This is a genomic window from Paraburkholderia phenazinium (assembly GCF_900141745.1).
In the GTDB taxonomy this organism is placed as follows: Bacteria; Pseudomonadota; Gammaproteobacteria; order Burkholderiales; family Burkholderiaceae; genus Paraburkholderia; species Paraburkholderia phenazinium_B.
On sequence record NZ_FSRM01000002.1, the window covers coordinates 1,330,441 to 1,343,798 of the forward strand.

Consider the following 13,358-nt stretch of genomic DNA (forward strand, 5'->3'; position numbering starts at 1 on the left):
TGTTGTTCTCGCGCAGCATCCCTCAGACGCGCTCTACGCCAAACACCTTCCCAGTTGTCGTTTCGATCGACGGTAAGGGTTTTCGTTAGCGCAATTTCGTCTGGCCGACCATTGGCGCTTCATTGCCCACAGGCAAACGGGCCATGAAGCGATTCGATCACGTAGGTCCAACGCGCCGTTCGAGCGCGACGGAATATACAGGAGACGAAAGACATGGGACATTCCAACGTACCCGGAGGAAGCCGCACGGCCTTCTGGCATCACCGCTGGATGCAACTGGCGATCGGCGTCGTGTGCATGGGGCTTGTCGCGAATCTGCAATATGCGTGGACACTGTTCGTCGTACCGATGGACAACGCCCACCATTGGGGCCAGGCGGCAATCCAGACCGCGTTCACAATCTTCATCGTCACCGAAACCTGGCTTGTGCCCGTCGAGGGTTGGCTCGTCGACAAGTTCGGGCCGCGCCCGGTTGTGATCGGCGGCTCGCTGTGTGCGGCGCTCGGCTGGATCATCGACGCGCATGCGAGCAGTCTCGCCGAGCTATACGCCGCGGCAGTGATCGCCGGCATCGGTGCGGGCTGCGTGTACGGCACCTGCGTCGGCACGGCACTCAAATGGTTTCCGGACAAGCGCGGTCTCGCAGCCGGTTTGACCGCGGCAGGTTTCGGCGCCGGCGCGGCTGTCACCGTAATCCCAATCGCCAACATGATCCAGCGCTCAGGCTACGAGCACACGTTCATGTTCTTCGGCATTTTCCAGGGCGTCTGCATTCTGCTGCTCGCCACCATGCTGGTACGGCCGAAGCCACCCGCAACCGCGGTCGCAACCAGACGCGTGGTCGCAAGCAAGATCGACTACACGCCCGGCGAGATGATCCGCTCGCCGCTCTTCTGGGTGCTGTATCTCATGTTCGTGTTCGTCGCGGCCGGCGGCATCATTGCGACCGCGCAGCTTGGGCCCATCGCGAAGGAATACGGCTTCGCCAAACTGCCGGTGAATCTGCTGGGCATCACGCTGCCGCTGCTCACGATGACGCTGTCGATCGACAACTTGTGCAACGGCTTCACGCGTCCGTTGTGCGGTTTTCTGTCGGACCGCATTGGCCGCGAAAACACGATGTTCATGATCTTTCTCGGCGAAGGTCTCGCGCTGCTGGGACTCATGCAGTTCGGCCATAACCCCTACGCATTCATGTTCTTCGCCGCTGCCGTGTTCCTGTGTTGGGGCGAGATCTTCTCGATCTTCCCGGCAACCTGCGCGGATACGTTCGGCAGCAAATACGCCGCGGCTAATGCGGGAACGCTCTATACCGCGAAAGGTACCGCGTCGATGCTGGTGCCGATCGCGTCGGTGCTGTCGGCAAACGGCGGCTGGAGCACGGTGTTCATTTCGGCGGCAGTGATCTCGATCACAGCGGCTGTGTCCGCGAAGTTCATCCTCGCCCCGATGAGAAAGCGCTGGATTGAAAATTCTGGCGCGACGGCCGGTGTGGTCATCGCCGAAGCACGACTGCAGCCATCGCCTGGCGGTTCACCTAAATAAACCACGACGTGAGCGCGCCCTCACGACGAATCCCACAAAGCCCCGTGACCAAGGAGACATATCATGGCAGAAGCCGATAGGCCCGCAACAGAAGCGACCCCGAAGCAGGAGATAGCCCAGACGACCGATGGATTTCATCTCGTCATCGACGCGCTGAAACTGAACGACATCAGCACCATCTTCGGCCTTGTCGGTATCCCGATTACCGACCTGGCGCGGCTGGCGCAAGCGGAAGGGATGCGTTTCATCGGCTTTCGTCACGAACAGCACGCGGGTAACGCAGCGGCCATTAGCGGCTTCATGACGCAGAAGCCGGGCATCTGTCTGACGGTGTCGGCACCGGGCTTTCTCAACGGCCTCACGGCGCTCGCCAACGCGACCACCAACTGCTTCCCGATGATCCTGATCAGCGGCTCGAGCGAGCGCGAAATCGTCGATCTGCAGCAGGGCGATTACGAAGAAATGGATCAGTTGAACGCGGCCAAGCCGTACGCGAAGGCCGCATATCGCGTGCTGCATGCCGAAGACATCGGCATCGGTGTGGCGCGTGCGATTCGTGCTGCGGTGTCGGGCCGCCCTGGTGGCGTGTATCTGGACTTGCCAGCCAAGCTGCTCGCGCAAACGCTGGACGCCGTGAAGGCGCAGCAGTCGCTGGTCAAAGTGGTCGACGCCGCGCCACGTCAACTGCCGGCGCCGGAATCGGTCAAGCGTGCAATCGACGTATTGAAGAGCGCGAAGCGTCCACTGATCCTGCTCGGCAAGGGGGCAGCGTATGCGCAGGCTGACGCGGAGATCCGCGCGTTCGTCGAGCAAAGTGGCATTCCATATCTGCCGATGTCGATGGCCAAGGGCCTGTTGCCCGATACGCACGAGCAATCGGCGTCGGCGGCGCGCTCGTTCGTGCTGCAGGAAGCGGATGTCGTCGTGCTGATCGGCGCGCGTTTGAACTGGCTGCTCTCGCATGGCAAGGGTAAAACGTGGGGCGCAGAGCCGAAGAAGTTTGTTCAGGTTGATATTTCGCCGACCGAGATCGACAGCAACGTCGCGATTACCGCGCCGGTGATCGGCGATATCGGCTCGTGCGTGGCGGCATTGAGAGCAGGCCTCGAGGCGGGATTTTCGAAGCCGAGCGACGAATGGACCGGCGCGATCGCCGAGCGCAAGAGCAAGAACCTTGCAAAGATGGCTGCCACGCTCGACAAGAACCCGTCGCCGATGAATTTCCACAGTGCGCTGCGCGCGATCCGCGATGTACTGAAGACGCGCCCGGACATCAACGTCGTCAACGAGGGCGCGAATACGCTCGACTACGCGCGCAGCATCATCGACATGTACGAGCCGCGCAAACGCTTCGACTCGGGCACGTGGGGAATCATGGGCATCGGCATGGGCTTCGCGATAGGCGCGGCGGTGACGAGTGGCAAACCGGTTGTCGCGATCGAAGGTGACAGCGCGTTCGGTTTCAGCGGCATGGAACTCGAAACCATCTGCCGTTATGACTTGCCTGTTTGCACGATCGTATTCAACAACAACGGCGTGTATCGCGGTACCGACGTGAACCCGACGGGCGGCAAGGACGTCGCGCCGACCGTGTTCGTGAAGGGCGCACGCTACGACAAGATGATCGAGGCATTTGGCGGTGTCGGCCACCACGCGACCACGCCGGAAGAACTGACCAAGGCGCTGCTTGAAGCAATCGCATCGGGCAAGCCGACCTTGATCAATGCCGTCATTGATGAAGCGGCGGGGACCGAAAGCGGCCGCCTGACCAATCTGAATCCGCAAAGCGCGGCAATGAAAAAGTGATCCAGAGTAACTACGGAGATACCAAAGTGACCAAACCTCTCGAAGGCATCAAGATCATCGACTTCACCCATGTTCAGGCTGGCCCGGCGTGCACCCAGTTGCTCGCGTGGTTCGGCGCCGACGTGATCAAGGTTGAACGACCGGGTTCGGGCGACGTGACGCGCAATCAGTTGCGCGACATCCCCGACGCCGACGCGCTGTACTTCACGATGCTCAACAGCAACAAGAAGTCGCTGACGTTGGACACGAAAAAGCCCGAAGGCAAGGAAGTACTCGAAAGACTGATTCGCGAATCAGACGTGCTAGTCGAAAATTTTGGGCCGGGCGCGTTGGACCGGATGGGCTTTTCGTGGGAACGCCTGAACGAACTCAATCCGAAGATGATCGTTGCTTCGGTGAAGGGCTTCAGCGACGGCCATCACTACGACGACCTGAAGGTCTACGAAAACGTCGCGCAATGCGCAGGTGGTGCGGCATCCACCACCGGCTTCTGGGACGGTCCGCCGACCATCAGCGCCGCGGCACTCGGCGACAGCAACACCGGCATGCATCTGGCAATCGGCATTCTGACCGCGCTGCTGGGGCGCGACAAAACCGGTAAAGGCCAGAAGGTCGCGGTGTCGATGCAAGACAGCGTGCTGAACCTGTGCCGCGTGAAGTTGCGGGACCAGCAGCGGCTGGAGCGCGTGGGCTATCTCGAGGAATATCCGCAGTATCCGCACGGCGAATTCAGCGACGTCGTGCCGCGTGGCGGCAACGCAGGCGGCGGTGGTCAGCCGGGCTGGGTGCTCAAGTGCAAGGGCTGGGAAACGGATCCGAACGCGTACATTTACTTTACGATCCAGGGCCATGCGTGGGAGCCGATCTGCAAGGCACTCGGCAAACCCGAATGGATCGATGATCCGGCCTACAAGACTGCCGAAGCACGTCAACCGCATATCTTCGAGATCTTCGGAACCATCGAAGCCTGGCTGGCCGACAAGACCAAATTCGAAGCGGTCGACATCTTGCGCAAGTTCGACATTCCGTGCGCGCCGGTGCTGACGATGAAAGAACTCGCCAACGATCCGTCGTTGCGCGCGAGCGGCACGATCGTCGAAGTGCCGCACAAGAAACGCGGCTCGTATCTGACGGTCGGCAGTCCGATCAAGTTCTCGGATATGAAGCCGGAAGTCACCGCGTCCCCCTTGCTCGGCGAACACACGGAGGAAGTACTGGCGAGCCTTGGCTACAGCAAGCAGGACATCTTCAACCTGCGCGAAGTCAAAGCGGTTTAACGGTGCAAGGCAGGCCCATTTTGTATGGTTGGTCCTGCAGATACGGCGTCCCTGGTGGCGCCGTATCCGATTCAAGGGTCTGCGGTTTTACGTTGGGGGGAGCGCTATGCAAACAGCTATCGACTTTCAGCAACTCGTCAATGCAATCGGCGACGCGATTATCATTTCCGATGCCGGCGGCAGCATCACATTGTGGAACCCCGCGGCCGAACGCATGTTCGGCTTTACGCAAAGCGAAGCGCTGGGAAACTCACTGGACCTGATCATTCCGGAACGTTTGCGCGGCCGCCATTGGGACGGATATCACAAGACCATGGCAACGGGCGAAACCCGCTATGGCAACGACGTACTGCGCGTTCCCGCCACACACAAGGACGGGCGGGCACTGTCGATTGCGTTTACGGTTGCGTTGCTGCATTCGCCGCAGAATGAGCTTACCGGTATCGTTGCAGTGATCCGTGACGAAACCAGCCGCTTTCAGGAGGATCGCTTGCTGCGCAAGCGCCTTGCGGAACTGGAAGGGGGCGTGGGTGCGTGAGTGGAGACTCGGGAGATTGCGGGGGCATGTAGAAATGCTGGGGAACCGGCTATACCCGTTGCGCCATCATCTATTGGAATCGGTACGTGTTTTCGACGATATCATCATATTGTTAGCTGGCAGTCCAATGCGAAATCCTCTTCTGGCGGCGGTCCCTCTTCTTACCGCAATCGGTTTGCGCTACCACCATCGTCGTTCATAGGTCTGACTTAAGGGATCGGATACGACTGACCGACGAATCAGGTTACAAGCCGCACGGAGTCCTCACAATATCGGCATCCAAACATCAAAGATTCGCTGCCATACGTTCTGCGCGAATTCTTGCAAACCGACGATGGGCATCTATAATTTTTGGACCGAGCAGATTCTGCCGGTCCTGTCTGTGTTGACTGAAGCCTCATACCGCCAGACTTAGGACGGAGTGAGGCATCCTCGTAAAGACGAGCGTTTGCCGAGGCCTGTCATGAACAACGATTCGTTGACCGCCGTTGCCGGTCCCGCGACAGACGGCGAGACAATCACGGCGAATGGGCAGCCTGATCCAGAAATGGAAACGCGGTTTGCCCCACGCAGGTGGACGCACGTCCAGATCAATGGCGTTGAGCATTCCGTCAACGTGGAAGCAAGGACGACCCTTTTGGATCTGTTGCGCGAACAGGTGCAGTTGACAGGCGCAAAAAAGGGCTGCAACCGCGGAGAATGCGGCGCTTGCACGGTGTTGATGGATAACCGGCGCGTCAATGCCTGCCTCGTGCTCGCAGTCAGTGCCGATGGCAAGAAAATCACCACGATAGAGGGATTAGCGAGTGATGGGGTGCTGCATCCCGTCCAGCAGGCCTTCATTGAGCACGATGCCTTCCAGTGTGGTTTTTGTACCTGTGGCCAGATCATGTCCGCTGTGGGCTGCATTGCCGAGGGACACACCGGTTCCAACGCTGAAATTCGCGAATGGATGAGCGGTAATATCTGTCGCTGTTCTGCGTATCCGCAGATCGCGGCGGCTGTCGAGGCTGCCGCGAAGGAGATGGGCTGATGCGCGACTTTAGCTATGCCTGCGCGACGACGCGGGCCGATGCCCTGACGCTCGCCCAACTGCCCGACGCGGCGGTGCTGGCGGGTGGGACTGAACTCCTCAACTGGTTCCGCATCGGGATTACCAAACCTGAACGGGTCGTCGATATCAGCCGTGTGCCTGAAATGGATCGCATCGAAGCGTTACCATGCGGGGGGCTGCGGATCGGCGCACTTGCCAGGCTTAACGATGTGGCGCAACACGAACGGGTCCGCAACGCTTATCCCGTCCTGTCGCAGGCGATTCTGAAATCGGCCTCTGCCCAGTTGCGCAATCTTGCGACTATCGGCGGCAATCCCCTGCAACGTGTACGCTGCGCCTACTTCCGTGCCGATGCGCCCACACCGTGCAACAAGCGAGTGGCGGGCTCGGGCTGCGCAGCATTGCACGGCCTGAACGAAAGGCACGCGATCTTCGGCTGGACCGACGAATGTGTGGCGGTGCAGCCCTCCGACCCGGCAGTGGCGCTCGCTGCACTGGATGCGGTGATCGTAACCGAGGATGCGCAAGGCGGCGGCCGGCGCATTCCCGCACGCAGCTTCCATGTGCTGCCCGACGAAAATCCATCCGCACACACCGTGTTGCGTCATGGCGAACTGATCACCAGTATCGAATTAGGTGGGCCAGCGCCGAAATCTGCATATTTGAAGATTCGGGAGCGGGAGAGTTATGAGTACGCCATCGTGTCCGCGGCGGTAGCGCTCGAACTGGACGGCGACGTGATCAACAAGGCTCGCGTTGCTTTGGGGTCCGTAGCAATGCGCCCCTGGCGTCTCGACGAGACAGAGCGACTGCTAGTCGGCGAGCGGCTGGGCTCGGCCGGCGTCGCGGCTGCGGTAGGGGCAAGCTTTGCCGATGCCCGACCGCTATCGTCCAACGGATACAAGATCGCGCTCGCTCGCAACGCTACGCTTCGCGCCATCGAACTCGCGGCGAGTGCGCCATGAACCATTCGGGTGAATCGATTGCACGCTTCGACGGTCCGGTAAAGGTGACGGGCGCGGCCCGTTATGCCGGCGACCAGAATCTGCCAGCACAGCTCTATGCGGTGATGGTATCTGCCACCGTTCCGGCCGGTTGGGTCGAGAAGATCGACGCGCACGAGGCGTTGGCGATGCCCGGTGTGACGCACGTGCTAACCGCCGCCGACATGCCGAAAGTGCATGCAAGGCTGGCCGACATCAGTGTTCCGCCGCTCGCCACCCGCTTCGTTCCGATGCAGACTGACGAAGTCGTTTATGAGGGGCAGCCGGTGGCAATCGTGCTGGCGGAGAGCATCGAAGCGGCCGAGTCAGGTGCGGATTCCGTATGCGTGGACTACCGAGCCACTTCCTTCATCGTGCCCGACACCGCACCAGCCGAACCGCCTGCGCCGGAGCGGGGTGGCTATTCCCATTCGAGTGCTTTGGAATTTTGCAAGGGTGATGCGGCGTCGGCTATCGCCGCCGCACCGCTCAGGACGGGTGCCGAGTACATACAGCCGTCTCGCCACGCAAACCCGATGGAGCCGTGCGCCATCCTGGCAGTCTGGAAGGACAAGCAGCTTACCGTTTACGACTCGGTGCAACACCTGCCGGCGGTTCAAAACACGCTCGCTGCCGCGTTCGGCATCGACCCGGCGTGGGTCCGGGTAGTTTCCCCGTACACGGGCGGCGGATTCGGTGTGAAAGCGTTCGTCTGGCCGCACGAAATCCTCGCCAGCATGGCGGCCTGGGTGACGCGTCGGCCAGTCAAACTGGTGCTCAGTCGGCAGAACATGTACGACATGGTCGGATTTCAGCCGCAGATGACGCAAAACGTCGCGTTGGGTGCCAGCGAGGACGGCAAACTGCTTGGCATTGTCCACGCGGTCACCAACATCACGAGCGTCACGGAAGATTATGTCGAGTTCGGATCGATCCCGGGACGGTCCTTTTATGCATGCGATAACATTTCGACCAGCCAGAAGGTTCGCCGTGGGAATGTCGTGCTGCCGACCTTCATGCGCTCTCCATGGGACGGCCCAGGTTCATGGTCGCTCGGCTCGGCCATGGACGAACTGGCACGCACGTTGAAGGTCGATCCGCTGGAGTTGCGGCTCGCCAACTACGCTGAAACCGATCCTGAAAGCGGGAAGTCGTGGTCGTCGAAAAAATTACGAGAGGCCTATAACGAAGGCGCGCGCCGCTTCCGTTGGCAAGACAGGCCAAAGGGCGGTACGCGCGACGGACATTGGCGCATTGGCTGCGGCCTCGCCGATTGCAGCCAGGGGCAGGCGCGATTCCATACCACCGCGCGAGTACGGCTCAACGCACACGGAATGGCGCGACTGGAATCCAGCTTCTGCGACATCGGCACTGGTCCCGCCACGGTCTTTCCGCAGATCGTCGCAGAAATCCTGGGCCTGAAGCCAGAGGAAGTCAGCGTTCTGGCAGGTGACACCTCACTGCCTTATTCGGGGCCGACTTATGGCTCGGGGACGACGATCAGCACAGGCGCGGCGTTGCAGCAGGCGGCGCAAGGGGTGCGCGCGAAGCTCGCGCGGCTGGCCGGTTGGCCGACGGAAGAGGTGACCATGCGCAACGGGCACATTCTCTATGGCGAAAGGTCGCGCAGCATCCAGTCCGTGTTGGACGAGGCAGGCGTCTTTGAACTTGTTTGCGACGGCGCCTTCGACCTGCCTGGTGGGGCGCCCGTTGATATGGGTGCTCCGGAATTTCCTGCTCGTACGTTTGGCGTGATCTTCGTGGAAGTCGCCGTCGATCCGGATCTGGGCCTGCTGCGTTTGCGGCGGGCAACAGGAATCTATAGCGCCGGCCGTATCATTAACCCTCGGACTGCGCGGTCACAGATGATAGGCGGCATCGTCTGGGGCTGGGGTATGGCGGCGATGGAGGGTAGCCACTTCGAGCCGGCTCTGGGCCGCTGGATTTCGAAAGACCTGGCCGGCGTTGCGCTGCCCGTGAACGCAGACATTCCGCCGGCCATCGATGTCGGGTTCGTCGACGAATACGACGCCAACTCCGGACCGCTCGGCGCCAAAGGTATCGGAGAACTCTGCGCCACAGGGGTTGCCGCCGCCGTCGCCAACGCGGTCTACGACGCCATCGGCGTGCGGGTGCGCGAATTACCGATCACACCCAATAAGTTGATGGGCGGTTTGTAGAAGCTGCCGGTTCCCCGATATGGACATGGGGAGCACGGAGGCCGTTGCGACCCGCCCGCCGTTAGCGATTCATTCCATCCATCTTGAGCGCATCCTTGAAGACCTTCTCGCGTCGCCGAAGACCTGACGGCGCGCCGTTACTTGCGACTGTAGGGGGTGTGTCCCGCCTCGGTGTAGGGCAGAGTTATGCGCGCTCATGTGGACGCCTGCAGAACCGGAGCTTCAGCGCTCACGCGCCAAGACATAGTTTGCGGCGTTTCTGCCGTTCGACTTGACGCAAAGCGGACCTTCAACCCACCGTTCAGGACGTTGCACGCAGAGCTTAGGGCCGCGCCGAGGCCGCACCCTATTGACGCCTGTCATCGAGCCTTTTATGCAGATAGTGCCGCTCATGTTTGCCGCTGAACTCCTCAAGCAGCTATTGATTCTGGACGGTCCGAGCGGGCGCATCGAAGGGCCGCATAAGCTGAACCCAAGGGTCTATCAGTCGGCAAGGTGGATCGACGATGTTCCTAGAATGCGCGAAACAAATCGTCTTTCGGATACGGTAGCGCCAGTTCCGGCATATCGTGCCTTCCGAAATACTGGGTCGACTTGGTTTCGGAATCGGTGGGCACTCCGGAGCCGCCGATGATTTTGCATTGAAACAGCGTCACTACGTACTCGACATGATCGCCACTTGGATATGTGTATCGGAACGATCGCCCGCCGAACACGCCTAGAATGCTGTGAATGCAAACAGCATATCCTGTTTCCTCCATTACCTCTCGGACGATTGCTTCTTGCGGGCTTTCTCCCAATTCAATTCCGCCGGCTGGCAAACTCCATGCCTCACCTGATGACTTTTCCTGAAGGAGCAGTTTGCCTTCGTGATCGTGAATCACGGCTGCAACGGAGGGACTCAATATCAAACCACTGCCAACCTTTTTCCTCAGCCGACTGATGTAGCTTTCGTTATCATCGTGCAGCGACACGTTCGTCCCCAAATGAGTTTGTAGCTGTCCGATTGTCGGCGATTTGTGAGAGGCCGTCGACCGTCTCTTCATGGCCGGGTTGCTCTTGCGGTTGGGGCGGTCCATTTGGTCAGCGCCAACGACCAGTAATCAGTGTCCGCGCTAAACATTGTGGATTTTGCTCATGGCGGACGCGGAGCGGCAGTTGACATGTGCAATTCGCGTCCCGGAGATCGCTGCCCAGTAAGCTTTCGCGGCAGTCCGTGTGGAGCTGGTCCGCGAGTTGACGATTTGAATGTCGCAAAGCTGACAGGATTATTGCGTACTACGCCAGACGGGTGGCCTTCAATCATCCACGGTCAAAGTGGCGAAAGAACAGATATAGGGAGATTGCGGCAACTAGCCAAAACACAGCCTTGACAATCGATGGAGTCGTGCCCGTTCCGAAGCGCCGGCTATACCAGAGGCTTAAGCTCTCAAGCGCCATGCCCGAAACCAGCGCCACGGCGATGTACACCACTACTCCAACGACTGTCACTCTTCCTGTTTCATGGTACCCAATGACGATCCCTATCAACGTCGCGGGGATCAAAAGAGATATGGTTCGCTTGAATGTTTCCGCCAGCATGGCTTCCTCTAGGGCTATTGAGTTCTCGTAAGATTTTACGGTCGGCTACATCATTGGAAGACAGTATTTCGCTCGCATGGATATTTTGTCTTCGCGCGCTGATGGAATCGCAGCCCAGAACGCAAGCACGGGCGGCCATCACGTTCGCACCGGAAATCAAGGTCGCAGGTTCCTCGCCACATCTGGTCCGGGGATGGGGAAAATAGTCCGGACGTTGATCAGGCTGCCTGTCTTGTTCTCAATGACATGGCCGCCCCGGTCTTCGGGAGCGCAAGCAGGACGATAAGGGCAAGTATCCCTACCGCAGGTATCGCCAGCAGACTGCCTTCCGGGCCAGTTGCCCCGCCGCTAAGCCAGCTGGGTCCGATTGCCTGGCTGGTCAGGAAATGACCGGAGACCATTCTCCCGCTATCCGCTGCGCCGAATAAAAAGGACTCGCTCCAGTCCCACGCGGCATGCATGCCCGCGGCCCACCAGAGCGACCCTGTGCGCCAGATCGCGAAACAGGCAACCAGACCGAACAGCACTACCTGGACGAGACCGAGAATGCTTTCGTTGGGATTGAATGCGTGGACGAAGCCAAACGCCAAGGAAGTCCGGACAGCTGCGGCAACGGCGCCGACGTCCCGAGCGAGCCTGAAGAACACGTAGCCTCGGAAAATCAGCTCTTCGGACCACCCGACCAGTATAAACACGAGCGCCCAAAGCATTCCCGACGCGATCGGCGAGCCGCCGAGGCTTTCCGAGCGCGTGACGTTCGCGCCTCCGGTCAGAACCAAAGCGGTCATCGTCCCAGACAGTGCCAGTGTGCCTACCAACAGTCCGAATCCGAAGTGAACGGTGCGGTGTCTTGCGTCCAGGCCGTAAGCGAGCCAAGGCTCCTTCTCGAACCCGCTGGTGACTTTGGTCGCAACCAGCGCCGCGCCGCAGAAAGTCACTCGCATCAGTAATTCGTGACCAGGTGTCATTGTTGCACCGTGAACGCGCAACGAGTAATGAAAAAGGTATGCGACACCGGCTACGGCCGACGTTACCAGCAGAAAGACCACATAGAACAAGCGGATGCAGCGCCGGGTACGTAAGCGCCCATGAACTGCGAGGCTGGACGAAATGCGATTCCGAAAAGAATGGAGGGCGTTCCGAATGGGATTGTTCTTCATGTGCGTCTTGTTTTTTGTCGAAAAATTCAACCATCAAGTTTTGCGTTTTACTGATCGCCGGTCTTCCATCGGTGCGCCGTGGTTATCGAATGATTTGCTTGTGCCTTCAGGCAGGCCGTGTTTGCATGGTTGCGGAGAGGTCAGTCTATGACATATCACCTAGGGCGAGCGGATACTTGCTGCACAAAAAAATGGCTATATCTGCCAAAGCTTCCATGTTGCTGCTAGGAGGCGGAATGCCCCGCTCTTTAGCTCACGTCGGAACGACATGACGCGGTATATACGACAGTGACAAAATTGCGTGCCACCACCCCGCCAAATTCCAAGTCCGCAATGCGCTCTAGCCTTTTCATCAAGATTTCCCTCTCTGTCTGAGGCAATTGAGCCACAGTGGAGAAGGTGCTCGTCAGTGCCAGTACCTGACTCGTCGTCTGGGTCGTTGTCCATTGAATAAGTTCATGGGATAGAGATGCAAATCCTGCCCCCCGCAATTGGGCCTTACGCGTCTCTGCATCCAGAGCAAACGGGACTTGCGACTCACTACCGTGCGAAGGGCTACGCCAAAGATTGGCGAACAGGGAACGAGTCCTGCGCTGGAACTCATCTTCACGCGAGGAATCCCCAAAAATTGTCCACCACATGGCCCATTGACCGCCCGGCTTGAGGAGTCGTTTGGCCTTAGCAAGAGCACTTTCCTGCTCCAGCCAGTGAAACGAAGTCGCGGCAATACCAAGGTCAAACTTCTCGTCCGAGAAATCCACGTCTTCGAACGCTGCTATATGAAGAGAGAGGCGGCCTGGTGTCTTTGATTTGCACTTCGCGAGCAGCACGTCGGCGAGACGGCTATCTGGCTCAATGGCCGTTACCGCACAGCCAAGGTCGAGTAGTCTTTTGGTTGCTTGTCCCGTGCCTGGACCAATTTCGAACACCCGAGTCGACGGGGTTGCCCTGCAAGTCGTCCGCAGGATGTCATAGACGCGAGCAGGGTAATCGGGACGACCTTCAGCATAACCGTTGGCATCGTTACCGAAAACCGTGCGTCCCGCAGACTGTTCTATCCGTTTTGACGAGGCGAGCATTGCCGACCCTTCCTTAATAGCGCTGGTTTGTGGACGATTGTCAGCGATTCAGGTGACCAGTGTCGACTGGCCATTAGTGGCCGATCCCTGTCTCATGCATGCTGCATGGATTGCCAGCAGCTCAGACGGCTGCGTTCGGCAGCACGCGACCCAGA

General features: G+C 59.4%; 11 protein-coding genes. 7 read left to right on the plus strand and 4 right to left on the minus strand.

What is annotated here, in order from left to right; translation table 11 throughout:
• Positions 1 to 213 precede the first annotated feature (213 nt).
• The 7 genes from oxlT (at position 214) to BUS06_RS26035 (ending at position 9,383) form a co-directional block, all read left to right on the plus strand.
• Positions 214 to 1,545, plus strand: a complete 1,332-nt coding sequence (oxlT, locus tag BUS06_RS26005) for an oxalate/formate MFS antiporter (RefSeq protein ID WP_074267270.1) — start codon at positions 214 to 216, stop codon at positions 1,543 to 1,545.
• A gap of 63 nt (positions 1,546 to 1,608) precedes the next feature.
• On the plus strand, positions 1,609 to 3,351 hold the full coding sequence (gene oxc, locus BUS06_RS26010) for an oxalyl-CoA decarboxylase (protein ID WP_074267271.1): 1,743 nt from the start codon (positions 1,609 to 1,611) through the stop codon (positions 3,349 to 3,351).
• A gap of 26 nt (positions 3,352 to 3,377) precedes the next feature.
• On the plus strand, positions 3,378 to 4,628 hold the full coding sequence (frc, locus tag BUS06_RS26015) for a formyl-CoA transferase (RefSeq protein ID WP_074267272.1): 1,251 nt from the start codon (positions 3,378 to 3,380) through the stop codon (positions 4,626 to 4,628).
• A gap of 106 nt (positions 4,629 to 4,734) precedes the next feature.
• On the plus strand, positions 4,735 to 5,166 hold the full coding sequence (locus tag BUS06_RS26020; RefSeq protein WP_074267273.1) for a PAS domain-containing protein: 432 nt from the start codon (positions 4,735 to 4,737) through the stop codon (positions 5,164 to 5,166).
• A 463-nt stretch (positions 5,167 to 5,629) separates the two neighbouring features.
• Entirely contained in the window at positions 5,630 to 6,199 is a 570-nt protein-coding gene (locus tag BUS06_RS26025) for a (2Fe-2S)-binding protein (RefSeq protein WP_083611605.1), read from the plus strand.
• Positions 6,199 to 7,185, plus strand: a complete 987-nt coding sequence (locus BUS06_RS26030; RefSeq protein ID WP_074267274.1) for an FAD binding domain-containing protein — start codon at positions 6,199 to 6,201, stop codon at positions 7,183 to 7,185. The genes BUS06_RS26025 and BUS06_RS26030 overlap by 1 nt, the downstream gene beginning before the upstream one ends.
• Positions 7,182 to 9,383: a xanthine dehydrogenase family protein molybdopterin-binding subunit gene (locus BUS06_RS26035; RefSeq protein ID WP_074267275.1), complete on the plus strand. Its 2,202-nt coding sequence runs from the start codon at positions 7,182 to 7,184 to the stop codon at positions 9,381 to 9,383. The genes BUS06_RS26030 and BUS06_RS26035 overlap by 4 nt, the downstream gene beginning before the upstream one ends.
• 512 nt (positions 9,384 to 9,895) lie before the next feature.
• Here the strand turns inward: BUS06_RS26035 and BUS06_RS26040 are convergent.
• The 4 genes from BUS06_RS26040 to BUS06_RS26055 form a co-directional block, all read right to left on the minus strand.
• Entirely contained in the window at positions 9,896 to 10,462 is a 567-nt protein-coding gene (locus BUS06_RS26040) for an NUDIX domain-containing protein (protein ID WP_254368964.1), read from the minus strand.
• Between the two features lie 223 nt (positions 10,463 to 10,685).
• Positions 10,686 to 10,964, minus strand: coding sequence for a hypothetical protein (locus BUS06_RS26045; protein ID WP_074267276.1), 279 nt, complete (start codon positions 10,962 to 10,964; stop codon positions 10,686 to 10,688).
• Positions 10,965 to 11,182: 218 nt separating this feature from the next.
• On the minus strand, positions 11,183 to 11,908 hold the full coding sequence (locus tag BUS06_RS26050) for a CPBP family intramembrane glutamic endopeptidase (protein WP_167379433.1): 726 nt from the start codon (positions 11,906 to 11,908) through the stop codon (positions 11,183 to 11,185).
• A gap of 464 nt (positions 11,909 to 12,372) precedes the next feature.
• Positions 12,373 to 13,203 carry a class I SAM-dependent methyltransferase gene (locus BUS06_RS26055; protein ID WP_074267277.1) on the minus strand — a complete coding sequence of 277 codons (831 nt, stop codon included), beginning with the start codon at positions 13,201 to 13,203 and terminating at the stop codon, positions 12,373 to 12,375.
• Positions 13,204 to 13,358: the final 155 nt, after the last annotated feature.

Excerpts from the sequence above, each read along its gene's own strand:
- oxlT (WP_074267270.1), top strand. The coding sequence starts at position 214 with ATGGGACATTCCAACGTACCCGGAGGAAGCCGCACGGCCTTCTGGCAT.
- oxc (WP_074267271.1), top strand. The coding sequence starts at position 1,609 with ATGGCAGAAGCCGATAGGCCCGCAACAGAAGCGACCCCGAAGCAGGAG.
- BUS06_RS26020 (WP_074267273.1), top strand. The coding sequence starts at position 4,735 with ATGCAAACAGCTATCGACTTTCAGCAACTCGTCAATGCAATCGGCGAC.
- BUS06_RS26025 (WP_083611605.1), top strand. The coding sequence starts at position 5,630 with ATGAACAACGATTCGTTGACCGCCGTTGCCGGTCCCGCGACAGACGGC.
- BUS06_RS26030 (WP_074267274.1), top strand. The coding sequence starts at position 6,199 with ATGCGCGACTTTAGCTATGCCTGCGCGACGACGCGGGCCGATGCCCTG.
- BUS06_RS26035 (WP_074267275.1), top strand. The coding sequence starts at position 7,182 with ATGAACCATTCGGGTGAATCGATTGCACGCTTCGACGGTCCGGTAAAG.
- BUS06_RS26040 (WP_254368964.1), bottom strand. The coding sequence starts at position 10,462 with ATGGACCGCCCCAACCGCAAGAGCAACCCGGCCATGAAGAGACGGTCG.
- BUS06_RS26045 (WP_074267276.1), bottom strand. The coding sequence starts at position 10,964 with ATGCTGGCGGAAACATTCAAGCGAACCATATCTCTTTTGATCCCCGCG.
- BUS06_RS26050 (WP_167379433.1), bottom strand. The coding sequence starts at position 11,908 with ATGCGAGTGACTTTCTGCGGCGCGGCGCTGGTTGCGACCAAAGTCACC.
- BUS06_RS26055 (WP_074267277.1), bottom strand. The coding sequence starts at position 13,203 with ATGCTCGCCTCGTCAAAACGGATAGAACAGTCTGCGGGACGCACGGTT.